We start from the raw sequence: 25905 nt of genomic DNA on the forward strand, positions 1-25905 counted from the left end.
TGCTCCTTCTAAGTTTATTCCTGTTGGAAACGTAATTTTAAACATGCCTTCTCTACATCATGAAAGGATTCTTTCAAAGGTAAATTATCCGTAAATGGTGCTATAGATATTGGTGCTTTTTCTGTGATACCTTGCTGAGTCAAAATGTAATTTTTACCGTTATAAGTAAAGTACATTGTTTTAATTGATTTTTTACCAAAAGTGCTTGCAGACGAGTCAAAGAAACCTTTAAGTTGGCTACAATATTCATTATAGAAATCGCCATTAATGCCAGAAATGGTTTCAAATTTTTTGTGATCTAATTTACCAGCTTCGTCAGCTAGTTCGAATATTTTCGCGGAAAATTCTGAAAAAAATTCTTTTACTTTTACACGTATTAATGCTTTTGAATGATAACTGTTTAAGTCATCTGAAAGCGTGACTTTACTCATTGAAATGGCCCCCTGCATAAAAAACATATACTATTAAATTGCTAACCCTAATGTATAAGAAATATATAGGAATTTCAACATGTATCAACATAATTAGCATAAAGGACGTGCTATATATAGTAAATATAGGTATTTTTATCGGGGAATTAAGCGAAAAAATTACTATATTTTTTAATCATACACATGGAATAGCATTAGCTCATGAATCATTTTTTTAACATCTTCTTCATTTGGAGGTGTTGGTCCTGTCCATTGAATAGTGCCGTCTTTTAAATATTCAGCAGAGTAGCGTACACGCTGATAAAAAAATGAAACAGTCCATCCTGGAAGTTGAGTATTTTCAAATAATGGCTTAAAACTGAAATGTTGAATCATCATCCAACCTCATTTCTATAGTATGTAGTTCATATTATTCAAGGATAATGGTAATTTTGCAACTATTCACTTTTATACTGAAATCTAAAGGGGGTATTTCTTTCGTTGGAAATCATTGCTCTGCTATAATAAGTGCAGAAGGCGACAAAAAACGCCAATCGTGAATTCAACTGAAATGAGAGGATACTAATGGACAATTTTATCGTGACATTACTTTTTATGGCAATTATTGGCGCAGCAATCGGAGGCGTTACCAATCACCTAGCCATTAAAATGCTTTTTCGTCCACATAACGCAATATATATTAAAAACTGGCGCGTTCCATTTACACCTGGTCTTATTCCAAAACGACGTGATGAATTAGCAAAACAGCTAGGTCTTACCGTTGTAAATTATTTATTAACTCCTGAAACATTTAGAAAGAAATTTTTCTCGAAGGATATTCAGGAAAAGGTTGAACAGTTTGTGCAAACGAAAGTAGAAGAAACCATCTTTACAAACGATAAAACGATTCAAGATTGGTTAAATATTGCGGGGTTTGCTCATATGCCAGCTACAATTGAGCAGAAAGTTGAAGCGATTGTTGAGGGACAATTTGCATCAGTGAAGAATACACTATCAACAAAATCAATTCGTACACTGCTATCTTCAGATATGCAGGATACTCTTGATGCCAAGATTCCTGTAGCAGTCAATCATATACTAGAAAAAGGCGAGAATTACTTTTTATCACCAGAAGGTGAAATGACAATTAAAGCAATGATTGATGATTTCTTATCATCAAAGGGATCATTTGGTGGTATGATCAATATGTTTTTAGGTGATTCATCGTCCCTTGTAGGAAAAGTTCAACGTGAGCTTGTCAAGTTTTTACAAGCTCCGGGTACGTCAACATTATTAACAAAAATTTTTACACAAGAATGGGAAAAATTAAAAGATCGACCAGCGATGGACTTTTTACAAGACATGCAGTTTGATCCAATTTTATCGAAATTACAAATGTATGTAAAAGAGCAATTAGCTGTCGCTGAACGTTTAAATCAACCAATTTCTTATTATTGGCCTGAAGGAAATGAATGGATGAAACATTCGGTTATCCCACAGGCGATTGAAAAAGCTTTTGTCAAGGCAGAGGAAAAACTAGAGGATGTACTTACACGTTTAAATTTACAAGAAGTTGTTCGTGAGCAGGTTGACTCTTTCCCTGTAGAGAAATTAGAGGAACTAGTATTAGGTATTTCAAAACGTGAATTTAAAATGATTACCGTATTAGGTGCAGTTCTTGGTGGATTGATTGGAATTGTGCAAGGTTTAATTGTTTACTTTATTTAAAAAGGAGATTGTATAAATGGTTAATATTTATAATGACATTAATGCGCTAGAGGCAACTTTCCGTAAGACTCCAGAGTTTGAGGCTTTACAAGCGGCGGTTGAAGTTGTAAAGAGTGATGAAGAGGCGTTAAATGTCTTTAAAAACTTCCGTAAAATTCAAATTGAATTACAAAAGAAACAATTAGCTGGTGAGGATTTATTGGAGGATGAGCTTGTTTATGCCCAAAAGGCATCTCAGCTTGTGCAGCAAAATGAAAAGATTTCAGCTATGCTTGAGGCAGAAATGAAGTTAAGTAAAGTCATTGAAGAAGTGAATCGTATTTTAATAAAGCCAATTCAAGGCCTATATGAAGATATTCAATAAATCATCTATATCGTAAGGAATAATTGTCTGAGAAATTGCACATATACAAGTAAGAGGAAAACGTGTATCCGCTAACCGGAGCACGTTTTTACTTTATATACACCAGTCAATTGTATTGGAGGTTATAGCTATGCATGTATTCATTGAATGGACCTATAAAACACCGAAGGGAGCAACAACTGTTTTACGTTCTGAAGAAATGCCTGCAGCGCAAGCGCTATTACTAGCAGAGGATATGGAAAAGACCGGAAGAGTCAAGTCCATTCATTGCTTGGATCGTCAAGATACAAGTTGGACATTAAAAGAGCTAAAAGCCTATTTAAAAGAAATAGATACAGAGCCGCATAATATTATTGTCTATTTCGATGGAGGTTTTGATAGGGGGACAGGGCAGGCAGGGCTTGGATGTGCTATTTACTATGAACAAAATGGTAAGCCCTATCGTTTAAGAAGAAATGCTTTTTCATCCGAGCTTAAATCTAATAATGAAGCAGAGTATGCTGCGCTTTATTTAGGTTTAGTGGAGCTAGAATTACTAAATGTCCATCATTTACCGGTCCAAATTAAAGGAGACTCCCAAGTAGTTATCAATCAATTAAATGGGGAATGGGCAGCATTAGAAAAGGATCTAGTAGGTTGGGCAGATAAGATTGATACCAAATTAGCACAGCTTACCATTCAACCGGACTATCAGCTAATCGCTCGCAAGGACAATTCAGAAGCAGACCGGCTTGCTACACAAGCATTAAAAGGTATAGATATTACAGGTTTGAGCGAACTCGTAAAAGAATAAATTGAAAGAGGTGTCGGTAATTACTGACACCTCTTTTTAAAATTCTCTATAGGTAATGAAACTTTTTCCATTTTAAAACTACTACTCCTATGAACCCAAACAATAAGGAGAGATATTTTATGTATATGAAAAAATTAGCACCAGCAGCTTTGTCTGCATTATTAATGGGAAGTATTGTCATACCTGTTGCTTCGGCAAATGAGCAGAAGGATGAAGTTGAAATTCCGCAAATCCAAATCGATCCAGTACACATTTTCAATCAAACACATGGAACAGTTGAAGATGTTCGTGTTGCTAAAGACATTACATATTACACTGTTAAAGACGGAGAACAAACAAATGTACTAGAAATTACAAAAGATACTCCTGTGTATGATAATACGGGTAAAAAAGTAGAGCTTAAAGAAGGGGATAAAGTAGAGGCCTATACCTTTGCCAATAAACCACAAAAATATATCTACCCACCGCAATTCAATCCAGAGATTGTCATTGTAGATTCAAAAGAAGTTGGGCTTGTAGAAGTGGATTATTTCTTTGAAGATTTAACAAACACATATGATATTTTAAAATTAAATATTGGAAAAGAAACAGAGCTGCTCAATGCAAAAGGTGAAAAAGTAACGTCAAAAGATTTAGCAGAGAAGCATTTAGCTGTTTTTTATACAGCATCCACAAAGAGTATTCCAGCACAAACAACACCTTCGAAAGTGATTGTTCTAGATGACAATTCGGAAAGTTCTTTGAATCCAGTAGATGAGGAAATTAATAAAATCATCGCCACAGATTTTTATATGGTAGAAGAAACAACAATGGTGCCATTACGGAGCATTGCAGAAAAGCTTGGCTTTAAAGTAGAATCAAAAGGTAAAACGGTTATCCTAACAAAGGGCAATGGATCTTATACAATCACACGTGGAGATAAAACGTTTGGTTATAACAAATCATTACGCACTTTGTCAGTGGCACCAATGTTGAAAGACACGAAAACTTATGTCCCTGTTGAATTCATTGAAGAATTTTTGAAATAAATTTGAAACTAGTATGCCAACTTTTGTGGCATACTAGTTTTATTTTTCAAGAGACGGATATCTTTTGGCAAATTGCTGCAGGCATTGCTTGAAAGAAAGCGTACTCATAAAATTTTTAGCTAATATCATTTCATCTGAATACAATAAAAATTGCTGGAAGTGCTGTTTAACAAATGCCCTAGCTTTCTCGTAGTGCTTGTTGATAGAAATAGCTCCGTACATTTCTTGTTGGTCAATGATGTAGATAAAGTCACAGATCACATTATATGTTTCATATTTAAATAATACGGTGACATATAATGTTTTTTCATCACATCGCGCTAAGTCAAAATGGTGGAATGCTACTTCTACTTGATGAATAAAGCTCGAAATGGATGGACGATTACTATTTTTTAAAAGAAACACTATCAACACCACCTTTTGTAAGAAATTATAATGACAAAAAAATAGTTTGTCTATATGTAGACTGAATATTCTGTTTTCTAACTGTTTCTTATTGTTACTTTGCTTAAAGTCATAGAAATTTGTTAAACTTAAATCTGCAATATATATGGAATAAGAAAAGAAGAGAGCGAAACAATATGAAAATGATTCACATAGATCAAAAATATCCTGAGGATTGGATTCGCGTATTAAATCATATAGCGAATTTATTTTTTGAGGATTCCAAGCTGCGAGTGGAGCCGGAGGAAGCTGATATGTCGGTTTCATTTACGTACGACGTTGGAGAGAATTTTTCAATAGCTACAAAAGCGATCTTGACTGTAGATGGACAACAATATACAAATGATTACAGCATCCAATACGAATCAGCTGCAACAGGTCGTGAGCTCAATATTCGAATGAAACGAGCACTATCCCATGTATTCTTAGATGTTCTTGAGCAGCATACAGGGGTACATCAGCAATGGGGAATTCTAACAGGAGTCCGTCCAACTAAGCTCTATCACAAGTTTAGAAAAGAAGGAAAAGGAGATCAAGAAATTGCGGAGCTATTAATTCGAGATTTTCGCCTGTCTAAGGAGAAGGTAGCACTTTTAAAAGATATAGTGGAACGACAATTAGTAACCATTCCAGATATTGATCAAATTGGGCAAGAGATTAGTGTATATATCGGCATTCCATTTTGCCCAACGAAATGTGCTTATTGTACGTTCCCAGCCTATGCGATCGGAAGTAATCGTAAGCAAGGTCGTGTAAATACATTTTTAGATGGCTTGCATATTGAATTACGTGAAATGGGAAAATGGCTCAAGGACAAAAATATGAAAATCACCTCTATTTATTGGGGGGGCGGTACACCAACTTCCATTGAAGCAGATGAAATGGACGCCTTATATCAAACGATGTATGAATCCTTCCCGAACCCTGAAACAATTCGAGAGGTTACCGTTGAAGCAGGAAGACCAGATACGATTACACCTGAAAAATTAGAAGTGCTTAAAAAATGGGGAATTGATCGTATTAGTGTAAATCCACAATCGTATACAGATGAAACATTAAAGGCCATTGGTCGTCATCATACAGTTCAAGAAACAATTGATAAATTTTGGCTAGCACGTGAATCTGGTATGAACAATATTAATATGGACCTCATTATTGGTTTACCCAATGAAGGTATTGAGGAATTCCAGCATTCATTAGTGGAATCGGCTAAGATGCAGCCTGAATCATTAACTGTCCATACATTATCATTTAAACGAGCATCTGAAATGACTCGCAATAAAGATAAATATAAAGTAGCGGATCGAGATACGGTCGCTGAAATGATGCAAATGGCACAAGATTGGACAAAGGAAAATGACTATGTTCCCTATTATTTATATCGCCAAAAAAATATTTTAGGTAATCTCGAAAATGTCGGCTATAGTAAAGCTGGTGAAGAGAGTATTTATAATATTGTGATCATGGAAGAGGTACAGACAATTTTAGGGATTGGTTGTGGCGCATCTTCTAAATTTGTTCATCCTGAAACAGGAAAAATTACGCAATTCCACAACCCAAAAGATCCTGCAGCATATATTATGACCTTTGAAGAGGCTATTGGGAAAAAAATCGAGTTTTTAGATGAGCTATATAAACTATAAAATAAAGGCGATCTGAGTGATTCAGATTGCCTTTACTATTTATAGAGTTCGTAATGTACATGCCATTTGCAAAATCACTGCATCTTCAAAATATTGTGGATCATAGCCAGTTAACTCTCTTATTTTATTTAATCGATAAGTAAGTGTGTGACGATGAATGTTTAGTTGCTGTGCACAAAGCTTTAACTGTAAATTACAATCAAAAAACGACTGTAATGTTTCCAGCTGTTTTGCATTGATATTTTTAAGGATTCGGTGATGAAAAGCTTGTACCTCCTCTGATTCACGATGTTTAAAAAGAGAAAATAACTCTACATCCTCAAAAAAGGTAATCTCGTTATGGACGTTAGCAAATTCAAGTGCTGTCCTAGCTCCCTGATAGCTATAAGGAAGTAGTGAAAGTTGCTGGACAACTGGACCAATACCAATTTGTAAGGAAGGTAGTTTTTGTTTTTTCTTTCTGAGAGCTTTTATGATAGATTGACGGCTTTGTTCTTGACAATGGGTTAGCAGTATATAATACTCCTGTAATTGGCTATGTCCAGCCAGAATGGGCTGTCTATAAAATAAATCCTCAAAAAAGAAGGGTATCGTATTTTCTAAATAAGATGTTTCATGTAAACTCACTAATATAACTTGGAAGGGTGCTATTAGTGAGAATGGTAATTTCTGAATTCGTTTATTTAAAGTAGCATCCAGCTTACTTCCATGAACGAGTGCGTCGAATATGTAGTCATTATTCTTCCGTTGCCATTCGCTTTTAGACTCAACGAGTGCTTGATGTGTCATGATCTCCGTCGTTAATTGAACAAGATTGGCGATTTCAAGCATGTCTTCTGAATTTCCAGTTATACCAATCACACCTACTACTTCATCCTGATACATAATAGGCATATTAATGCCAGGCTTTGTATTTGGATACAACTCTATATTGTCTTCATTAATAATCAATGTATTTTTTGTTTTGGCTACATAAACTGCACCTTCGTGAATATCCTCCACCCTCATCTTGTCCCCAGAGGCTAAAATAACACCAGTAGGGCTAATGACATTAATATTGTGACGTAAGCGTAACATTGTTTGATGTACGATATCTTCTGCTAATTTTTTGGTCAACATGTTTATACACCTCGGATAAAAAACAGTCTGTTATAGCACAGATAAATTGTACATTTATTATAATGTTTTCTGAATTTATTGTCATTATAATAATTTGTAAGCGCTTAACTTAGGAATTTTAAATTTACGTAAATGTCAATGGACGACATAAGTGGAGGTATTATATGAAAATCATTATTAGTCCAGATTCCTTCAAGGGTACACTGTCAGCAGTTGAAGTAGCAAAATCCATGCAGAAAGGGATTCTGGATGCAGATCCATCAATAGAAACTATAATTCTACCCATTGCAGATGGTGGGGAAGGGACACTTGATTCGCTTATTGCCTCTACGAATGGTCAATATTTTTCAGTGGATGTATTAGATCCAATAGGAAGAGACATACAAGCACAATATGGTGTTTTGGGTGATAAAGAAACATGTGTGATTGAAATGGCTCAGGCATCTGGCATCATGCTGCTACAAGAGAATGAAAAAAATCCTGAATTTGCTACAACGTATGGTACTGGCCAATTAATCAAGGCGGCTCTCGACCGAGGCTTTAGAAAATTTATTATCGGTATAGGTGGAAGTGCCACAAATGATGCAGGGATTGGCATGCTCAAGGCATTAGGTGCGCGATTCATAAAGGAAGATGGCTCAGATTTAGAAGATGGAATTTCAAGTCTACTGAAGTTAACTGCAATCGATGTAAGTGGACTGGATGCTAGATTAACAGGAGCGATATTTACCATTGCCTGTGATGTGGATAATCCATTCATTGGTGAACGAGGAGCAACAGCTATATTTGGTCCTCAAAAAGGTGTGCGGGACGATCAAGTCATACATTTTGATAACTGTTTAAAGCATTTTGCAGATATCGTTGAACAACAGTTTTCTATTCGATTGCATGATTATCAAGGAGCGGGAGCGGCAGGAGGATTGGGAGGCGCGTTAATCGCATTTTTAAAAGGGACATTTCATGCAGGAATTGATATCGTCATAGATGCAGTCCAGTTACAGGCTCATTTAGCAGCCGCACAGTTAGTAATAACGGGAGAAGGAAAATCGGATCTCCAAACATTACATGGTAAGGCTCCATTAGGGGTTGCGAAAGCCGCAGCGCTAGCACATATAGATGCAGCTTTATTATCGGGAGACATTGATAGTACGGCTAAACCTGCACTTCAAAAGTATTTTAGCGTTGTAGAAACATTAGTAGATGAGGAGATTACTACTCAGCAGGCAATGCAAGAACCCGCTCGTTTTATTCGGTTAAAAACTAAGAGAATCTTTGAGCTTTACATACAAAAGGGGGTTGACTAGATGTTATTCATTATTATTTTAATAGGGGTATTGTTTGTTGTATTGGGCACGGCTAAATTAAAGTTACACCCATTTCTGGCATTATTAATGAGTGCCTTCTTCGTCGGAATTGCTTCAGGAATGCCATTATTAACAGTGGTAGAAAGTATTAACACTGGTTTCGGTGGTTTAATGACGAGCATTGGCTTAGTGATTATCGCTGGAACTATTATAGGCTTAATATTAGAGAAATCAGGCGCAGCCTATCGAATGGCAGAAGTAGTTTTACGAATCGTCGGCCCAAAACGTCCACAACTAGCGATGTCTTTAATTGGTTACATCGTATCCATCCCAGTATTTTGTGATTCGGGTTTTATTATTTTATCCAGCTTGCAAAAATCATTAGCAAAACGGGCTAACGTAACTATTGCATCAATGGCAGTAGCTTTAGCGACGGGTTTATTTGCGACACATGTATTAGTCCCACCCACACCAGGTCCCATCGCAGCAGCAGGAAATATTGGGGCGGCCGATTATTTAGGGACAGTTATTGTCATTGGTTTATTAGTAGCAATACCGGCTACATTTGTAGGCTATATGTGGTCCGTGAAAGTTGCAACCAAAATTCGAGTACCTGAAGATGAGGTAGAAGCATTAGACTATGAGGAAGTCATTAAATCCTTTGGCAAAATGCCTTCAACATTTAAAGCCTTTTTACCAATCGTCCTTCCAATTGTCTTAATTGGTCTTGGTTCAATAGCATCGTTAGTAGGGGATCCCGAATCAACATTCAATACGATCTTTAAGTTTTTAGGTTCACCAACGGTAGCTTTATTTTTAGGGGTGGCTGCTGCCTTTTTATTATTACCTGAAATTAGTGAAACGACCTTAACGGGTTGGATTGGAGAGAGTTTAAAAGAAGCCGCTCCCATATTACTTATTACAGGAGCGGGCGGTTCATTTGGGACCGTTATTAAAAATGCTGGTGTTGGAGAAATGCTACAGGAAATGGATTTGGGGATGTTTGCGTCAGGTACTTTATTCCTGCTAGTGCCGTTTCTAGTAGCTGCTGCCTTAAAAACTGCCCAAGGATCTTCAACGACAGCGCTTGTTATTACGTCTACTCTAGTTGCACCAATGCTCGTGACACTCGGCATTGAGGGAGCTGTCCCGTTAGCATTAGTAGTAATGGCCATTGGAGCTGGTGCAATGACGGTTAGTCATGTAAACGACAGTTTCTTCTGGGTAATTACACAGTATAGTGGAATGGAAGTAACTCAAGCCTATAAGGCACAAACAGTTGCCACATTGTTACAAGGCATTGTTACAATTATAATTACAATGGTTTTATGGTGGATATTTGTTTAAAGTACAAGGAGAGCTGCCCATGGTAAGCTCTCTTTTTTGTATAATAGGAAGATAGAAAGGAAGTTAGTCACATGAAAAAATTAATAGTAGTACTCCTTTGTATTTTTTTATTAGCAGGCTGTACAGAAGCAGTTAAGACAGAGCAAGTACCTGTAACGGCTGGCCATGAGATGCGAGTTCATTTTATTGATGTGGGACAAGGGGATTCCATATTAATTGAATCGCCAAATGGGAAAACAATGCTTATAGACGGTGGTGTGAAAGGGGCAGGACAGCAGGTAGTTTCTTATTTAAGGGAACTTGGTGTGAACAAACTTGATCAGGTAGTGGCAACACATCCCGATGCTGACCATATAGGTGGGCTCATTCCAGTGTTACAGACAATCCCTATTGAGCAATTTTATGATTCGGGCAAAGTACATACCTCTCAAACTTTTGAAGAAATGCTGATGGCGATTGATCAAAAAAATATACCTTATTATGTGCCGAAAACAGGGGACCTTATTGAATTTGATAAGGATGTAACGGTGAAGGTTTTAAATGCAAATGAACATGCTACGGATAATAATGATGCTTCGATTGTTTTAAAAGTAGCTTATGGCAACGTATCCTTTTTATTAACGGGGGATGCGGGCATAGCATTAGAAAAAGAAATGATGCAAAATGATGTGACAGCCACTATTCTGAAGGCAGGACATCATGGCTCTAATACAAGTAGCTCAGAAGAATTCATTCGTGCAGTGAAGCCAGAAGTCACTATATTAAGCTATGGTGAAGATAATAAATATGGGCATCCTCATGCAGAAGTAGTGGATCGATTGCAAGCAATGGGCAGTAACATCTATGCTACTGCTGAATCAGGAACGATTATCGTGGCAACGGATGGGGTAAACTACACGGTGAATGGAAAGGAAGCTTCCAGAGTGGTAACTCCAAAAACTCCATCCACTGTTTTACCTACCACAGTTGTTGAGGTCGTCAGCAAAGATTTAGTAACAGAAATTGTAGGCATTAAAAATAATGGTCAACAAGCTGTTTCGTTAAACAATTGGCAGCTTATTTCTCTGGAAGGAAATCAAGTTTTTAATTTTCCTAATCTATCATTACAGCCTGGTAAAATCATTTATGTTACTAGCGGGGCTAATGCTCGTGAAGGGGATAATTATTTAAAATGGACCACTAAACAGATATGGCTAAACGATGGAGATGCTGCGCAATTACGGAATGAGAAAGGGGAACTTGTTAGTGAGCTCGACTAAATATACTTTAGATCGTATGGAAGACGGTTATGCTGTTTTTTTAAAGTATCCTGAGGAAGAAGAACAAATTATTATTTTACAGTCAGCTATGAATAAGCCTGTCGTTGTTGGGGATCGTGTACAGATAGAAGAAATCGATGGCATTTACCATATTGAAATTTTAAGGGAAGAAACAGAACAAAAAAAAGCTGATATCCAGAATTTAATGGACCGTTTACGTCATAAACATCAATAAATAGTAGATGACAAGCTGTGAGGAAGTTATCCGCAGCTTGTTTTTATTTTGAATCAGAAAAGCCCTGTAAACGGATGGAATTTAAGAGGAATTGGACATAATTTGTTATCCTAAATATTTTGAAAATATGCTAAAATAATAGTATTAATCAGAAGCTAGGAGCGGACGGATAAAATGGCGATAAATACTATTATTTTTGATTTAGATGATACATTACTATGGGATAAAAAATCAGTAAAAACTGCTTTTGAAAAAACATGTGACTATGCTGCTACGATACATAATGTGAATTCTACTGAGCTAGAGGAAGCAGTTCGTCAAGAGGCTCGTGCGTTATACGAAGGCTTTGAAACATACGACTATACCGTATTAATTGGCATTAATCCTTTCGAAGGACTATGGGGAACATTTGATGACCCGACTGAATCTTTCCAAACAATGAAGGCACTTGTTCCAGGCTATCGTGCGGCAGCATGGACAAAAGGTTTAGCTGCTCTTGGTATAGAGGATGAAAAATTCGGGGCAGAACTAGGAGAACGCTTTGTAGCTGAGCGTAAAGCCTCCCCATTTCTATATGAAGATACATTTCCTGTGTTAGACGAGTTGAAAGGCAAGTACAAGCTTGTTTTACTTACTAATGGCGCACCTAGTTTGCAAAATTTAAAGTTGGAAATTACGCCAGAAATAGCTCCGTACTTTGATCATATTATTATTTCAGGAGACTTTGGAAAAGGAAAGCCTGACGCTTCTATTTTTGAGCATGTAATGGAGAGCGTAGGTATTACAGCAGATGAGGCAATTATGGTTGGCGATAATCTCAATACTGATATTTTAGGCTCCTCTCGTGTAGGGATGCGAAACGTATGGATTAATCGCGAAAATAATAGGGCCAATGGAGAAGTGACACCTACGTATGAGATAGTCTCTTTGACAGACTTATTACAACTAGTGGAAAAACTTTAAAGAAATGTACTGCTCCTTCACGGATGCAGTACATTTTTTTGATTGGAATACTTTATATTTTAGCGTATGAATGGAAAAGCTATCACCAATATCACGATGCTCACTAGCTTACCCTTTAAAGAATATTCAAAAAAGCAGAGAGTAAAACTCCCTGCTTTTCGTTTTGCTTATTATAAATTAATAGCTTTTACTTCATCAATATTTTCAAGCTGTGCCACAAATGCTAAATCTTCATCTGTTACAACATTATCTATCGTTAACATCATAACCGCTGTCCCACCAACTTGGGCACGACCAACTTGCATAGTGGCGATATTGATCTCCTTTTCTGCAAGTTTAGTGGCTACACGACCAATGGCACCTGGTTTGTCAGTGTTTTTAATATATAGAAGATGACCTTGTGGAATAACGTCTACAACATAGTCCTCTACTTTGACGATACGTGCACCTAAGCCATTTAATAAGGTACCAGCTACGGTATGTGTTTCATTTGCAGTAATAATTTCAATTGTAATTAAACTTGTAAAGCCTTTAGCCGTTGTTGTTTTATGCTCGATAATTTTCATGCCAATACGCTCAGACAGATAGCGAGCATTGACATCATTCACATGATTACCGTGATTTTTAGCTAATAAACCTTTTAATGCATTTGAAGTTAATGGACGGACATCATAGTTTGCTACATCCCCAGCATAAGATAAGTTGATTTCTTTTACAGGCTCTGTTGTTACTTGTGATAAGAATGAACCAAGCTTTTCTGCTAATTCAAAGAAAGGCTCAACTTGTGCAAGAAGCTCTTTCGGAATAGATGGCATATTCACTGGATTTGTTACAGTACCTGTTTTATAAAATTTAATAATGTCATTTGATACATCAACAGCTACAGACTCTTGTGCTTCAATTGTAGATGCACCTAAGTGAGGTGTTGCGATTACTTGAGGTAAAGTAAGCAGCTTATGGTCTGTCGCTGGTTCAGATACGAATACATCTAGTGCAGCACCTGCTACTTTACCAGCTACAATAGCCTCATACAAATCGTCCTCATTAATAATACCGCCACGTGCACAGTTAATGATACGTACGCCATCTTTCATCATCGCAAACTTTTCTTTATTAATAAGATTACGTGTTTCTGGAAGAAGTGGTGTGTGTACAGTAATGAAATCAGCTGCTTCACAAATTTCTTCCACTGTCGCCTTTGTGACACCTAATTCTTTTGCACGCTCATCCGTTAGGAAAGGATCATATGCCATCACATTCATACGTTGACCTTTTGCACGGTAAGCAACTTCAACACCGATTCGGCCAAAGCCTACAACACCTAAAGTTTTGTTTTTTAGCTCTACTCCAACATAAGATTTACGGTCCCATTTCCCATTTTTTAATGTATTAAAAGCTTGTGGAATGTGACGTGCAAGTGATGTCATCATGGCGATTGTATGCTCAGCAGCTGAGTTTGTGTTACCATCTGGAGCATTGACAACGATAATACCATGCTCAGTGGCAGCAGCAAGGTCAATATTATCGACACCTACACCAGCACGACCAATTAATTTTAAGCTTTTTGCCGCTTCAATTACTTCACGTGTCACAGTAGTTTGTGAACGAACAAGTAACACGTCTACATCTGCAATTTTAGCGATTAATTCTTCTGGTGCTAGGCCAGTGTCTACGATAATGTTTAAATCTAAATCTTGTTCCTGGCGTAATGGGAAAATCCCATCCTCACTTAGTGGGTCAGCGATAAATACGTTAATTGTTTTTGTGGCAGTAATCATTATTATTAGCTCCTTTTTAATAAATGTTAATAGTGGTTTTATCTACGATAGTCTGGAATTTGTAAAATTCTAACATCTTACAGCATGCAAACAATCTCCTTTCCGAATCGAAAGCAATATAAAAAGCCTTTCACGCCTTACAAACACAGTTATTGTGTTGTAAGGGGCGAAAGGCTACATAAACTTGGTTCGCGGTACCACCCTTAATCACTGCTAGAAAAACTTATTCTTGCAGTCTTAGCAATATGCGTAACGTGCATGAGACGGATAAGCTTACTTAAATGGTTCAGCTTAACTATTCAGGAGTGGAACTATTATCGTAGAAATCACTGATTTGCACCAACCATCAGCTCTCTTTGGATTTTCTTTCGACTAGTGTGTCTCCGTCGTTATATTTTTTATGATTAAATTTGTTAACATCATAATCCCTATTGTTCACCTTTGTCAATGATATTTCTAAAAAACTAAAAAAAAATTGACTTCAAAAGTCTGAAAAATACTAATATACGAACATTTTTAGTATTATATTTTATTAATGTTCGTCTTTTAGGAGTGTACAATGAAAGCGTTAACGATATTTAAAAAGACTGATTGTATCAAGGTTCCATGAAGTTTATAGCGAAAATATTATATGGCAATTAAATGGGATTAATTAATTGTTCTATGTTAGAACTAGTTTGTTTCATGAAAGAAAACGAACATTTTGCCTTGTCACATTTTAGACAAAACTTTGAGTTTTAGAAGGTAAATAGACTATGAGAGAAGAATTTAAATTAAGGATGATTGATTTGGGGGTGTAGTAATGAAATACGATGTTGCAATAGTTGGTGCCGGACTGGCAGGCTTAGTGGCAGCCTGCGAGTTAGTCGATGCAAAGAAAAAAATACTTTTAGTAGATCAAGAGCCTGAAAATTCATTAGGGGGACAGGCATTTTGGTCTTTTGGTGGCATATTTTTAGTAAATTCTCCTGAACAAAGAAGGCTCGGCATTAAGGATAGTAAGGAGCTGGCATGGCAGGACTGGTTAGGGACAGCAGGCTTTGATCGTTTAGAAGATGAGGATTCCTTGGCATATAAATGGGCGAGGGCCTATGTCGATTTTGCTGCGGGTGAAAAATATGATTGGTTGAAGTCGAAGGGGATTAAATTTTTTCCTGTTGTTGGCTGGGCAGAACGGGGTGGTTCTCTAGCTGGTGGACACGGAAATTCTGTGCCGAGGTTTCATATTGTATGGGGAACAGGTCCAGGCATTGTTAAGCCATTTGTGGATAAAGTCAAAAAGGCCATAAAAGATGGCTATATTGAATTTAAACCACGACATCGTGTAGATGAATTTATTCAGCAAGACGGCAGGATTATGGGGATAAGTGGAACAGTACTAGCAGAAACCTTTATCAGTCGAGGGGAAAAAAGCTCAAGATTAGGAGTCGGAGAATTTTCGTATGAGGCTGCAGCCGTTATTGTGGCAAGTGGGGGTATCGGGGCGAATTTCGATTTAGTGAGAAAAAATTGGCCTGAACGATTAGGGACTCCTCCTAAGAATATGGTATGTGGTGTTCCTGCATATGTAGACGGAAGAATGCTGGAAATTACAGAGCATGCAGGGGGACGTATTGTGAATCGTGATCGTATGTGGCATTACACAGAAGGATTAAAAAATTGGGATCCGATTTGGCCTAATCATGGAATACGAATATTGCCAGGCCCCTCCTCCTTATGGTTTGATGCAGAAGGTAACCGATTTCATGCGCCTAATTTCCCTGGATTCGATACACTCAGTACACTAGAAACCATTCAAAAAACAGGCTATGACTATTCTTGGTTTATTTTAACAGAAAAAATTATTGAAAAAGAATTTGCTCTATCTGGCTCGGAACAAAATCCTGATTTAACAAACAAAAGCATTGGTGATGTTTTAAAAAGGATCATGCCCGGACCACCTGCTCCAATCCAAGCCTTTAAAAATCATGGTGAGGATTTTGTGATTGCAAATGATTTAAGAGAACTAGTAGATGGAATGAATAAACTAGCAGGCAATGATTTACTCGATTTTATGAAAATTAAAGAACAAATTTTAGCAAGGGATCGAGAAATGGATAATAAGTTTACAAAAGATTTACAGGTGAACGCCATTCACGGTGCTAGAAATTATATTGGGGATAAGCTAGTACGTGTTGCTAAGCCACATAAAATTTTAGACACTAAAAATTGGCCTTTAATTGCGGTACGATTAAATATTTTAACAAGAAAAACCTTAGGTGGCTTACAAACAAACTTAAATGGGGCAGTGTTAGGGATGGATGGTCAGCCTATTCCAGGACTATTTGCTGCTGGGGAAGTAAGTGGCTTCGGAGGCGGTGGTGTTCATGGCTACCGCGCTTTAGAAGGAACGTTTGTTGGTGGCTGTATATTTAGTGGTAGGCAGGTAGGACGCTTTTTAGCAGAAGTTTAATGCCAGTACAAAAAGAGCATCGTCATAAACGATGCTCTTTTTGCCGCCAAGTAATAGAGTGGTGTCTATTATGAATTTGCGTTTTGGACATCTAAGATTTTAGCGATTTGGTCTTCGATTTGATTTACTGTCCAGCCATGCTCCTCAACGAAGAAGTTACGTTTGGCACGACGACATTCATCAGAACAGCTACGCATATAAAAGTCTTCATGCTTTTCTTCACATAGCATTAATTTATGGCATTCGGGGTTTGCACAGTTCGTATAACGTTCGGAAGGCTCACCTGTGAAATAATCTTTTCCGATAACGACATGCTCCACTTGATTGATTGGCACACTGCGACGACGATCAAAAACAAACATTTGCCCATCCCAGAGTTGACCTTTTACCTCGGAATCTTTTGCGTATGTGGCAATTCCACCATGTAATTGACCAACACTTTTTCCGTAGCCCTCACGTTTTAACCAACCAGAAAATTTTTCACAACGAATTCCACCTGTGCAGTAAGTCAAAATCTTTTTATCTACAAATTCTTCTTTATGTGTTTCCATCCATGCTGGTAAGTCACGGAAATTTTCAATATCCGGTCGAATAGCGCCTCTAAAATGACCAAGGTCGAATTCATAGTCATTCCGTGCATCGATAATGATCGTATTTTCTTCTTGCATTTGTTCCATAAATTCCTTAGGAGATAAATATTCCCCTGTTAGTTCTAAAGGATTAATATCATTTTCTAAACCTAAGTGAACGATCTCGCGGCGAGGGCGAACGTGCATTTTTTTGAAAGCATGCCCATCAGCTTCGTCAATTTTCCACATAATATCGCTAAATCGAGGATCTTCCTTCATATGATTCATGTAAGCGTCTGTTTGTTCAATAGTCCCTGAAACAGTTCCGTTAATTCCTTCATTACCAACTAAAATGCGGCCAAGAAGTCCGAGGTCTTGACATAAAGCTAAATGCTCTTCAGCAAATGCTATAGGGTCTTCAATCGTAACATATTTATAATAAAGTAATATACGATAGTCTTTATGCGTCAAAATGTGTAACCACCTTTATAACAATATTCGTCCTTTAATATAGCATAACCAAAGTGAATTTGTTTAGCGGAGAAGGAGTTTTATAAAATAACACGAATAGTACATAGTGAATGACTATTCATATTTGGGGGTAATGGAGATGGAATTTTCAACGATTACTTTAGAAATGTTAGATCGTCGTGCAACGTTAACTTTGAACCGTCCTCAGGCGATGAATGCGATGGATGACGTTATGATGCGAGAACTCGCTGAATGCTTTGAGGCTTTGCAACAGGAAAAAGATATACAAGTACTTGTTATTCGTGGAGAAGGGAAGGTTTTTTCTGCTGGAGGCGATATTAAGGCGATGCTTGATTCAAATAAGCCTTTAAATATTGATGAAGCGATGGTATATCTGACACGCATCGTTAAGGCCTATTATCAGCTACCAATGATCGTCATTGCGGCAGTTCATGGTGCATCGGCAGGACTTGGCTTTAGTTTAACACTAGGGGCAGATATTGTTGTGGCATGTGAAAAGAGTAAGCTAGCTATGAATTTCATAGGCATAGGACTCATTCCAGATGGAGGTGGTCACTTCTTTATGAAGGAACGTGTCGGTACGGTGAAAGCGAAACAAATGATTTGGGAAGGTAAGGTCCTTACAGCACAAGAAGCATTAGATGCAGGATTAATCGACTATATAGCCCCAGATGGTACTGTCTTTGCAATGGCAGATCAGCTTGTTGGTAAAATGCTTGCCTCACCTATTTCTTCTATGATTACAACAAAAAAAATTTTACACGCTCAAAATTTAGCACAGCTCGAAAATATCCTTGCAATGGAAGCGGAAGGTCAATCAACTATGCGTAAATCGACAGATCATTTAGAAGGAATTCATGCCTTTGTAGAGAAAAGAACACCTGTCTTTGTAGGGAAATAAAAATAAGAAAAGGCATGTAGATATCCTACATGCCTTTTCTCAATTATTAAACATGGAATAAAATTAATTTACCTGAAGCGTTTACAAGACGATGAGTTTTGTTGGCAACACCTTTTTCTTCAATTTGTTGTTGGCCATTTAATTTAGCAGCATCATCATTTTCAAATGTCCATGTTTCATCAAACAATGTTTCCCCTGTTTTTTCGAAAGCTGTGAAACGGTAATTCTCCATACAAACCCCACCCTTTTATTTAAATATATATCTATTATACATAGAAGATTTATAAACTTCACGGTAAAACTAGTAAACTATTTGATAAATTACGAAAATTGTGGAAAAAGTAAGTCGACACTTTTTTTTAAGCATTACCATTTTTCATAAATAGGGAAGTATGATAAAATAGAACAAATATTCGGTTTTGTAATCATATGACTGCTTTGGTTGGTAGTTTGTAGTAACTAACTGAGGTGGGAATTATCTATAGTTGGGGTGATTGGATGTCAGCAATTCGTTTTTTCCATATGGCAGATTTACATTTAGATAGTCCATTTAAGGGTTTATTTGGCTTACCTGAACACATTTTGAAGGAGATTCGAACAAGTACGTTTGATGCTTTTGAAAAAATTATTCAAAAGGCCATTCAGGAGCAGCCCGACTTTTTATTAATAGTCGGAGATATTTACGATGGTGAAAATCGCAGTTTACAAGCCCAAAGGAAATTTCAAGAGGCAATGGAGAAACTTTTTCAACACAATATTCCTGTAATTATTAGCTATGGTAACCACGATCATTTAAAAGGAACCTGGACACGTTTTTCTTTACCAAGCAATGTCTATGAATTACCGGCTGAGACGAGTGTTGTCCAGTTGAAAATCCGTGGTCAGGAAGTTTGTATATACGGCTTCAGCTATAGTGAACGCCACTTAAAGGAGTCGGTTATTGATACTTATCCAATCGCTCAAGACTCTCATGCAATTCATATTGGCATGTTACATGGCAGTGAGGCTAGCGATACTTCACACGCCTTATATGCTCCATTTACAAAACAGCAGCTACTTGAAAGGAATTATCATTATTGGGCGTTGGGGCATATTCATAAACGACAGCTCTTACATGAAAATCCTCCAATCGTTTATCCAGGCAATATTCAAAGCCGTCATCGTAAAGAACAAGGAATTAAAGGTTGCTATGATGTAACTTTATCGCAAACAGCACGTGAACTTGATTTTATTCCTACCTCCGCCATTGTTTATAACACGATAGAGGTGGATTGTACGAATATCGTCCATGCTAATGAATTACTTAAAAGATGCGAGGAAGCAATTGCTGTCAATAGAACTTCATTGGGAGCGGCGGTAGTGGAGCTTTATTTAAAAAATATTGATGAGCAAACAGAGGCCTTGTTTGAGCATGCGACGGTGGACGCATGGCTGGAGACCATACGAGAGGCAGAAGAAGGGATTGAGCCAATGTGCTGGGTACAAAAAATGGTGTTACAAAAACCTTCGATTCAAGGTGAATATTCTGCTGCTACGCAATCAGTCGTAAGTTTAATGGAGCAATGGGATAGTACTGACTGGAAGGATATACTAAAAGACTTATACCAGTATGCTGGTGGCGCTAGGCTGATCGAGCCTTTATCTGAAAAGGATATAAAGAATTTAACGCACAACGCACAGTCACTATTGGCGGAAGAAATTCAAAGGGCGTGATGCACATGCTAACAATCAAAAAACTACAAATTTATGGCTTTGGTAAGCATGAAAACCTGACAATTCCCTTAAATGAAGGCGTTACAATTTTTTATGGATTAAATGAGGCAGGAAAAACAACGATTCAGCAATTTGTTTTACAGATGCTTTTTGGCTTTCCAACAAGGCAGCAGACACAGCGCAAATATGAACCAAAAGTATCGACGAAGTTTGGTGGTCAACTGACACTATTACACCCTATTTATGGTTCATGCATTATTGAGCGTGTGAAAGGCAAGGCTGCAGGTGATGTTACTGTTTATCTTGAAGATGGTACAACGGGACAGGAGGAGCTGTTAGCTAAGCTTTTATATGGCTATTCTAGAGCATCCTTTGAATCTATTTTTTCCTTTTCATTGCATGAGCTTCAAGGCATTGAAAAAATGTCAGAGGAGGAATTAACACATCTTCTCCTCTCCTCTGGTACAACAGGTATCCAGCACCTGTCTGCTCTTGAGAAAAAAATGGATAAAGAGGCGAACGAGTTATTTAAGAAAACAGGTAAAGTTCCAGTAATTAATCAAAAAATTGAGCAGTTAAAGCAATTGGAGCGAACGATTAGACTCGAGCAAGGTAAGATCCAAACATTTGAGGATAAATTACAACAATTGCAACTCCTTGAGCAAAACCTAGAGAAACTTTATGACACACAAAAAAAGCAACAACAGCAATGGCAATACTTAACGGTTCAAAAGCAGGCCTTGCCTCTTATCAAGCAACAACAGATGTTGCAGCAAGCATTAGGGGATGATCAATATGTTCAATTTCCAGCAGAAGGAGTAAGACGATATGAACAAGCAAAGGACCGTCTTTTACACGAAAGTCAGCAGTTGCTGCAATTAAAAGAACAATATCAATTGCTACAGGACAAAGTGCTAGCTACTGTGAATGAGCAAACCGTAATTGAAATGGGCCGCCTTATGCAAAAGGAGGCAACATGGCATCAGTTGATCGTGAAGGAGAAAAACTTACGAGATGATCTCTTTATGCTGGAGCAAGATATTGATACGCAGTTTCGTTTATTAGGTGTGCAAGAAAAAGAGGCACAGAACATTCTCCTTGGAGAAACAGTATCCTTACAGCAGGAACAGCAATTTCAACAGCAATTAAAAAAGCTGGAGGAGGCGGAGGATGAGCTAAAGTTTCATTTACGTTCGCTAGAGCAAATCCATCAAGAATTAGACGCCATAACGCAACAAAAGCAAAGGCTAAAGCAGGAGTCATTAACAAAGGAAGAAGAACATATTTTAGCACAGTGGCCTCAACAAAAGCGGAGGCTTGAGCAATTGCGTGCTGCCAAATCACAACGGACTAAACAAAGGCAGCCTAATTATTTTTCTTGGATGATTTTATTGATTGGTTTATTGTCATTTGTTTATGGGGTTATTCAAAAAAATGTGGCGGTGGCCATTATTGGTGTAGTTTTGATAATCATAACAATATTGTTGATGAAGGTTGTTAGACAAGCCACAGAGGCGCCCAATAAAGAAAATAGTCACCTCTTACGACAATTAGAGCAAGATGAAATGATTGTACAAACTATACGCCTAAAAAAACAAAGATTGGAAGATCGCTGGTTACATGTCAATGACCAGCAAAGCGAGAAGGAGCAGCAGTATGCCCAATTGGAATATAAAATTCAGCAAGCAGAGTTAGAGAGTGAAGAAACTACGCAGTCATTGCAGCATTTTTTAAAACGCTATCGCTTACAAGGTACGATCGCTAGAACGTTAATGCCAGAATTATTTATGCGCATACGAAATGTGCAAGAACTGGCGGTTAAAAGGGACGGGTCCATTAGCCTTTTGCAAGAAATTCAGGATGAAAAGAACCACCTTTATGAACAGCTTCAACAAGTACTAAATGAAATTTATAATGAACATGAAATATATATGTATTTGCGCACAGCCTACCTGGAAGCGCAGCAACAGCAACAGCAAGTACAGCAAGCACAAGCGCAGCTAACTGACATCAAGATTAAACTACAAAGTGGACAAACACGAATAGATCGTTATACCGCTGATATGACGCAGCTATTGAACGAAGCACAGGTGCAAAACGAACGAGATTATTATGAGAGATATGAGCAATTTGAGCAGCAGAGAAAGATTACGACAGAGCTTCAAACGATTCAGGCTCAACTAGCCTCGTTGAATTTATCTGAATACGATGAGTTAATAGAGGACTCTGTTGTAGAGAATATGCGTGTTTTAGAGCAGGAGCAAACTTCTTTGCAAGTGGATATAGACCGATGTCTTGAACATCGGGCTGCCTTGCAAATTGAAAAGGAACAGTTATTAAATGACGAAAAATATGGCCAAATGCTTCAACAGTTTGAACAGGAAAAATCGGAGTTACAGCAGTTGATTGAGCATTGGGCAACGAAAAAAGCCGTGGCGACTGCTATTCATGAAACATTATTTCGTCTTCGAGAAGAAAAATTACCACATGTTTTATCGAAGGTTAATGCGATATTCCAATTACTTACTGGAGGGCGCTACGATCAACTTACGATTCATGAAGAGGGCTACTTTATTGCGAAAGATGTGGCAGGAATTCGTTATCAAATGGTTGAATTATCACAGGCAACAAAGGAGCAAGCCTACATGGCATTACGTATGGCACTTGCGCAAACGTTGATGACCTCTGCGCCATTCCCGATTATTATGGATGATCCGTTTGTCCATTTTGATCGAAACCGTACAGACAAAATGGTACAATTAATGAAAGAAGTAGGATATGAACGTCAAATTTTATATTTTACTTGCCATGACGAAATGCTCAAACATTGGCCGAAAGAGCAAATTATTGATGTAGGAGCACTAGCAAATGAAAGGGGAGTGGCGTCAACATGAAAGGAATTACAACGCTCCAGGTTGGAGAAGCAGTTGATCAATTTTTATTAATTAAACAAGCGACAAAAGGAGTTACTACTGTTGGGAAGCCATTTATGTCGCTTATATTACAAGATAAAAGTGGAGATATTGAGGCAAAGCTTTGGGATACAAATGAGGATCATGAAAAGATGTATCATGCTGAAGCCATTGTACGTGTCGGTGGAGAAATTCACGACTACAGAGGGAAAAATCAATTGCGCATCAAAGCCATTCGTGTGGCAAAGCCAGAAGAAGGAATTGCCATTCATGATTTAGTACCCTCCTCTGCAACACCGAAGGAACAACTATTTGAAGAGTTGAATCAATTTTTCTTTGATATTAAAAATCCAAATATTTCACGTATGACGAGAGCAGCCATTAAAAAACATCAGGATGCCATATTAGTTTTTCCAGCGGCAACTAAAAATCATCATGATTATGCTTCTGGCCTATTAGATCATATGGTGTCCATGTTAAAACTAGGTAAAGCCATTGCTGATTTATATCCGACTCTTAATCGAGACCTGTTATATGCGGGTATTATTTTGCACGATATTGGAAAAGTTGTGGAGCTGTCAGGACCAGTTGCCACGACATATACAGTGGAGGGCAACCTGTTAGGACATATTACGATAATGGTGAATGAAATTGCTAAGATTGCTAGTGAGCTAGAAATTGAAGGTGAAGAAGTGATGCTTTTACAGCATATGGTATTATCTCACCACGGTAAGGAAGAGTGGGGTAGTCCTAAAAAGCCGATGGTTCAAGAAGCAGAAATTTTACATTATATTGATAACATCGATGCTAAGATGAATATGCTGACTAGAGCCTTAGGTAAAACGGCACCTGGTGAATTTACAGAGCGACTATTCCCTCTGGATAACCGATCGTTTTATAAGCCAACATTTTAATCATACAACACATTATTTGTGAAATTTTTATTTCTAAATAACTGTGTGGGCGAACTTTTATATAAGTCTAATTATATACTGTGGAATTTCAGTACCTATCCATTGTACCAATACTGTATTTATTTTAGAATAGAGGAAGAATTTATAGGAATGGGGAAAAACAATGGATAAAGAGGGACTTGTTTCACGTAAAATAAAGTTTTGGAAAAGTTTGATTTTCAAAATGATACTAGCGATTGGTATCAGTTTATTTATTAGCTCACATATTTCAGAGTTCGTTAGCCAACAAATCGAAAAGGTAGTGGAGTTAAATGGTAGCGCAGGTGTTGCCATTAATACATTTATTTCGCTATTTATCGGGACAGTAATTATTTCTTTATGTACAAGATATATCGTCTTAAAGCGTGTAAAGCGTGTGTTAAAAGCAATGACGCAAGCTGCGGATGGCGATTTAACAGTACGTATAGATGATAAATTGAAAGATGAAATTGGTCAATTATCGACTGAATTTAATCATATGTTAGAGCAAATCGGCTCAGTTATTGAAAAGGCGAATAAAGCATCTACGGATGTCTCTGCTTATACAAATGAATTTACTACGATTACAGAGCAAAGTAGTAACACAGTTGAAACCATCTCTGTTGCAATTCGAGAAATTGCCGCTAGTGCGGAAGGTCAATTGGAGCAAATGGACTTATTATCTGATTCTGCTAACTTAATTTCCAAGGATATGGATTATGCTTCATCCGCAGTACAGGCAGTTGCGGATATAGCGAATGAAACGAACCAAAAGGCTGATTTAGGATTACAGTTAATTGAACAAACGATTGGAAAAATGAATACTATTAATGAATCTGTTCACCAATCAACAGAGGTTGTCAATGCATTAGGGGAAAAATCGAAGGAAATTAGTACAATTGTAGCACTCATTACAAGCATTACGGATCAAACAAATTTACTTGCATTGAATGCTTCCATTGAGGCAGCACGAGCAGGAGAAGCAGGAAAAGGATTTGCGGTTGTCGCCGATGAAGTAAGAAAACTAGCTGAGGAATCTGGGAAGGCTGCTGACGATATTAGAACATTAGTAGATGATATCTTAAGCCAAACATCAAGCGCAGTTTATGCTATTAATAGTGGTACACAATTTGTAGAGGAAGGGCGAGAGGCTGTTGAACAAACAGGCGGTGCCTTTAAAAATATTGTAGAATATCTCCAACAAATTAGCCGTCGTACAAAGGAAGTTACGGATATAGTATTGCGTGTAAATGAGAAGGCGAGCCAGACCGATTATGCAACGAAAGAAATTGTAGGTATTGCAAATAGCACCTCTTCAGGTATACAGCATATCGCGCTCTCTATTGAGCAGCAAACGGCTTCTAACGAGGAAATCGCAAGTGCTGCGAATGTACTTCAGACGATGTCGAATGACTTACAAGCCGAAATAAGCCAATTTAAAGTAAAATAGCAAAAGAGAAAGGGAGCATCTGTATGATAAGATGCTCCCTTTATTTGAGGATATTGCTCCTTTAATGGA

The 25905-nt window shown here is 37.6% G+C and carries 23 protein-coding genes and 1 other annotated feature; of the genes, 16 read left to right on the forward strand and 7 right to left on the reverse strand.

Annotated features, from left to right (window positions below; translation table 11 throughout):
• Positions 1-14 precede the first annotated feature (14 nt).
• Together PI85_RS01505 and PI85_RS01510 are read right to left on the reverse strand one after the other, a co-directional pair.
• Positions 15-431, reverse strand: a complete 417-nt coding sequence (locus PI85_RS01505) for a hypothetical protein (protein ID WP_036120397.1) — start codon at positions 429-431, stop codon at positions 15-17.
• 171 nt (positions 432-602) lie between these two features.
• Positions 603-806 carry a YheE family protein gene (locus tag PI85_RS01510; RefSeq protein WP_036120394.1) on the reverse strand — a complete coding sequence of 68 codons (204 nt, stop codon included), beginning with the start codon at positions 804-806 and terminating at the stop codon, positions 603-605.
• Between the two features lie 189 nt (positions 807-995).
• On the opposite strand from PI85_RS01510, the gene PI85_RS01515 reads away from it, so the two are divergent.
• The 4 genes from PI85_RS01515 (at position 996) to PI85_RS01530 (ending at position 4323) form a co-directional block, all read left to right on the forward strand.
• On the forward strand, positions 996-2138 hold the full coding sequence (locus PI85_RS01515) for a DUF445 domain-containing protein (RefSeq protein ID WP_036120391.1): 1143 nt from the start codon (positions 996-998) through the stop codon (positions 2136-2138).
• Between the two features lie 16 nt (positions 2139-2154).
• Positions 2155-2502: a YlbF family regulator gene (locus PI85_RS01520; protein WP_008173388.1), complete on the forward strand. Its 348-nt coding sequence runs from the start codon at positions 2155-2157 to the stop codon at positions 2500-2502.
• A 130-nt stretch (positions 2503-2632) separates the two neighbouring features.
• Positions 2633-3295, forward strand: a complete 663-nt coding sequence (locus tag PI85_RS01525) for a ribonuclease H family protein (RefSeq protein ID WP_036120388.1) — start codon at positions 2633-2635, stop codon at positions 3293-3295.
• A 119-nt stretch (positions 3296-3414) separates the two neighbouring features.
• On the forward strand, positions 3415-4323 hold the full coding sequence (locus PI85_RS01530) for a copper amine oxidase N-terminal domain-containing protein (RefSeq protein ID WP_036120386.1): 909 nt from the start codon (positions 3415-3417) through the stop codon (positions 4321-4323).
• A gap of 39 nt (positions 4324-4362) precedes the next feature.
• Here the strand turns inward: PI85_RS01530 and PI85_RS01535 are convergent, their stop codons facing one another.
• The gene (locus tag PI85_RS01535) at positions 4363-4728 is read right to left on the reverse strand and encodes a hypothetical protein (protein WP_036120383.1); all 366 of its coding nucleotides are present in this window, start codon (positions 4726-4728) and stop codon (positions 4363-4365) included.
• 176 nt (positions 4729-4904) lie between these two features.
• On the opposite strand from PI85_RS01535, the gene PI85_RS01540 reads away from it, so the two are divergent.
• Positions 4905-6410 (forward strand): coproporphyrinogen III oxidase, encoded by a 1506-nt coding sequence (locus PI85_RS01540; RefSeq protein ID WP_036120380.1) that lies wholly within the window; start codon positions 4905-4907, stop codon positions 6408-6410.
• A gap of 39 nt (positions 6411-6449) precedes the next feature.
• Here the strand turns inward: PI85_RS01540 and PI85_RS01545 are convergent, their stop codons facing one another.
• Positions 6450-7529, reverse strand: coding sequence for a sugar diacid recognition domain-containing protein (locus tag PI85_RS01545; RefSeq protein ID WP_036120378.1), 1080 nt, complete (start codon positions 7527-7529; stop codon positions 6450-6452).
• Between the two features lie 164 nt (positions 7530-7693).
• Between PI85_RS01545 and PI85_RS01550 the strand changes: the two genes are divergently transcribed.
• The 5 genes from PI85_RS01550 to PI85_RS01570 all read left to right on the forward strand — a co-directional run bounded on the left by PI85_RS01550 (position 7694) and on the right by PI85_RS01570 (position 12637).
• Entirely contained in the window at positions 7694-8833 is a 1140-nt protein-coding gene (locus PI85_RS01550) for a glycerate kinase (RefSeq protein ID WP_036120376.1), read from the forward strand.
• Complete coding sequence (locus PI85_RS01555; protein ID WP_036120375.1) at positions 8834-10180, forward strand: GntP family permease; 1347 nt, start codon at positions 8834-8836, stop codon at positions 10178-10180.
• Positions 10181-10251: 71 nt separating this feature from the next.
• On the forward strand, positions 10252-11439 hold the full coding sequence (locus PI85_RS01560; protein ID WP_036120373.1) for an MBL fold metallo-hydrolase: 1188 nt from the start codon (positions 10252-10254) through the stop codon (positions 11437-11439).
• Entirely contained in the window at positions 11426-11674 is a 249-nt protein-coding gene (locus PI85_RS01565) for a DUF3006 domain-containing protein (protein ID WP_036120369.1), read from the forward strand. The genes PI85_RS01560 and PI85_RS01565 overlap by 14 nt, the downstream gene beginning before the upstream one ends.
• Before the next feature lie 174 nt (positions 11675-11848).
• Entirely contained in the window at positions 11849-12637 is a 789-nt protein-coding gene (locus PI85_RS01570) for an HAD family hydrolase (RefSeq protein WP_036120366.1), read from the forward strand.
• A gap of 170 nt (positions 12638-12807) precedes the next feature.
• Here the strand turns inward: PI85_RS01570 and serA are convergent, their stop codons facing one another.
• Complete coding sequence (gene serA / locus PI85_RS01575) at positions 12808-14415, reverse strand: phosphoglycerate dehydrogenase (protein ID WP_036120363.1); 1608 nt, start codon at positions 14413-14415, stop codon at positions 12808-12810.
• 159 nt (positions 14416-14574) lie between these two features.
• Positions 14575-14814: a binding site (T-box leader), on the reverse strand.
• 403 nt (positions 14815-15217) lie between these two features.
• Between serA and PI85_RS01580 the strand changes: the two genes are divergently transcribed.
• Positions 15218-16867 carry an FAD-binding dehydrogenase gene (locus PI85_RS01580; RefSeq protein WP_036120360.1) on the forward strand — a complete coding sequence of 550 codons (1650 nt, stop codon included), beginning with the start codon at positions 15218-15220 and terminating at the stop codon, positions 16865-16867.
• Positions 16868-16935: 68 nt separating this feature from the next.
• Here the strand turns inward: PI85_RS01580 and PI85_RS01585 are convergent, their stop codons facing one another.
• Entirely contained in the window at positions 16936-17907 is a 972-nt protein-coding gene (locus PI85_RS01585; protein WP_036120357.1) for a rhodanese-related sulfurtransferase, read from the reverse strand.
• A 139-nt stretch (positions 17908-18046) separates the two neighbouring features.
• Here PI85_RS01585 and PI85_RS01590 point away from each other — a divergent pair, with 139 nt between their 5' ends.
• Positions 18047-18829 (forward strand): enoyl-CoA hydratase, encoded by a 783-nt coding sequence (locus PI85_RS01590; protein ID WP_036120354.1) that lies wholly within the window; start codon positions 18047-18049, stop codon positions 18827-18829.
• 46 nt (positions 18830-18875) lie between these two features.
• Here PI85_RS01590 and PI85_RS01595 read toward each other — a convergent pair whose 3' ends face one another.
• Positions 18876-19061 (reverse strand): YhzD family protein, encoded by a 186-nt coding sequence (locus PI85_RS01595; protein WP_036120351.1) that lies wholly within the window; start codon positions 19059-19061, stop codon positions 18876-18878.
• A gap of 266 nt (positions 19062-19327) precedes the next feature.
• Here PI85_RS01595 and PI85_RS01600 point away from each other — a divergent pair, with 266 nt between their 5' ends.
• The 4 genes from PI85_RS01600 to PI85_RS01615 all read left to right on the forward strand — a co-directional run bounded on the left by PI85_RS01600 (position 19328) and on the right by PI85_RS01615 (position 25836).
• Positions 19328-20542, forward strand: coding sequence for a DNA repair exonuclease (locus PI85_RS01600; RefSeq protein ID WP_036120347.1), 1215 nt, complete (start codon positions 19328-19330; stop codon positions 20540-20542).
• 5 nt (positions 20543-20547) lie between these two features.
• Positions 20548-23436 (forward strand): AAA family ATPase, encoded by a 2889-nt coding sequence (locus tag PI85_RS01605; RefSeq protein ID WP_036120345.1) that lies wholly within the window; start codon positions 20548-20550, stop codon positions 23434-23436.
• Entirely contained in the window at positions 23433-24368 is a 936-nt protein-coding gene (gene yhaM / locus PI85_RS01610; protein ID WP_036120342.1) for a 3'-5' exoribonuclease YhaM, read from the forward strand. Before PI85_RS01605 ends, yhaM begins: the two co-directional genes overlap by 4 nt.
• A gap of 163 nt (positions 24369-24531) precedes the next feature.
• Positions 24532-25836: a methyl-accepting chemotaxis protein gene (locus tag PI85_RS01615; RefSeq protein ID WP_036120339.1), complete on the forward strand. Its 1305-nt coding sequence runs from the start codon at positions 24532-24534 to the stop codon at positions 25834-25836.
• The last annotated feature ends 69 nt before the right edge of the window (positions 25837-25905 follow it).

The sequence above is a fragment of the Lysinibacillus sp. A1 genome (assembly GCF_000801965.1).
Lineage (GTDB): Bacteria > Bacillota > Bacilli > Bacillales_A > Planococcaceae > Lysinibacillus > Lysinibacillus fusiformis.

Bases quoted from the DNA above. Each gene is read 5' to 3' on its own strand.
- PI85_RS01510 (WP_036120394.1), bottom strand. From the start codon at position 806: ATGATTCAACATTTCAGTTTTAAGCCATTATTTGAAAATACTCAACTT.
- PI85_RS01600 (WP_036120347.1), top strand. From the start codon at position 19,328: ATGTCAGCAATTCGTTTTTTCCATATGGCAGATTTACATTTAGATAGT.
- PI85_RS01615 (WP_036120339.1), top strand. From the start codon at position 24,532: ATGGATAAAGAGGGACTTGTTTCACGTAAAATAAAGTTTTGGAAAAGT.
- PI85_RS01520 (WP_008173388.1), top strand. From the start codon at position 2,155: ATGGTTAATATTTATAATGACATTAATGCGCTAGAGGCAACTTTCCGT.
- PI85_RS01515 (WP_036120391.1), top strand. From the start codon at position 996: ATGGACAATTTTATCGTGACATTACTTTTTATGGCAATTATTGGCGCA.
- PI85_RS01505 (WP_036120397.1), bottom strand. From the start codon at position 431: ATGAGTAAAGTCACGCTTTCAGATGACTTAAACAGTTATCATTCAAAA.
- serA (WP_036120363.1), bottom strand. From the start codon at position 14,415: ATGATTACTGCCACAAAAACAATTAACGTATTTATCGCTGACCCACTA.
- PI85_RS01605 (WP_036120345.1), top strand. From the start codon at position 20,548: ATGCTAACAATCAAAAAACTACAAATTTATGGCTTTGGTAAGCATGAA.
- PI85_RS01590 (WP_036120354.1), top strand. From the start codon at position 18,047: ATGGAATTTTCAACGATTACTTTAGAAATGTTAGATCGTCGTGCAACG.
- PI85_RS01555 (WP_036120375.1), top strand. From the start codon at position 8,834: ATGTTATTCATTATTATTTTAATAGGGGTATTGTTTGTTGTATTGGGC.
- PI85_RS01560 (WP_036120373.1), top strand. From the start codon at position 10,252: ATGAAAAAATTAATAGTAGTACTCCTTTGTATTTTTTTATTAGCAGGC.
- PI85_RS01530 (WP_036120386.1), top strand. From the start codon at position 3,415: ATGTATATGAAAAAATTAGCACCAGCAGCTTTGTCTGCATTATTAATG.
- PI85_RS01550 (WP_036120376.1), top strand. From the start codon at position 7,694: ATGAAAATCATTATTAGTCCAGATTCCTTCAAGGGTACACTGTCAGCA.
- yhaM (WP_036120342.1), top strand. From the start codon at position 23,433: ATGAAAGGAATTACAACGCTCCAGGTTGGAGAAGCAGTTGATCAATTT.
- PI85_RS01580 (WP_036120360.1), top strand. From the start codon at position 15,218: ATGAAATACGATGTTGCAATAGTTGGTGCCGGACTGGCAGGCTTAGTG.
- PI85_RS01525 (WP_036120388.1), top strand. From the start codon at position 2,633: ATGCATGTATTCATTGAATGGACCTATAAAACACCGAAGGGAGCAACA.
- PI85_RS01595 (WP_036120351.1), bottom strand. From the start codon at position 19,061: ATGGAGAATTACCGTTTCACAGCTTTCGAAAAAACAGGGGAAACATTG.
- PI85_RS01570 (WP_036120366.1), top strand. From the start codon at position 11,849: ATGGCGATAAATACTATTATTTTTGATTTAGATGATACATTACTATGG.
- PI85_RS01540 (WP_036120380.1), top strand. From the start codon at position 4,905: ATGAAAATGATTCACATAGATCAAAAATATCCTGAGGATTGGATTCGC.
- PI85_RS01545 (WP_036120378.1), bottom strand. From the start codon at position 7,529: ATGTTGACCAAAAAATTAGCAGAAGATATCGTACATCAAACAATGTTA.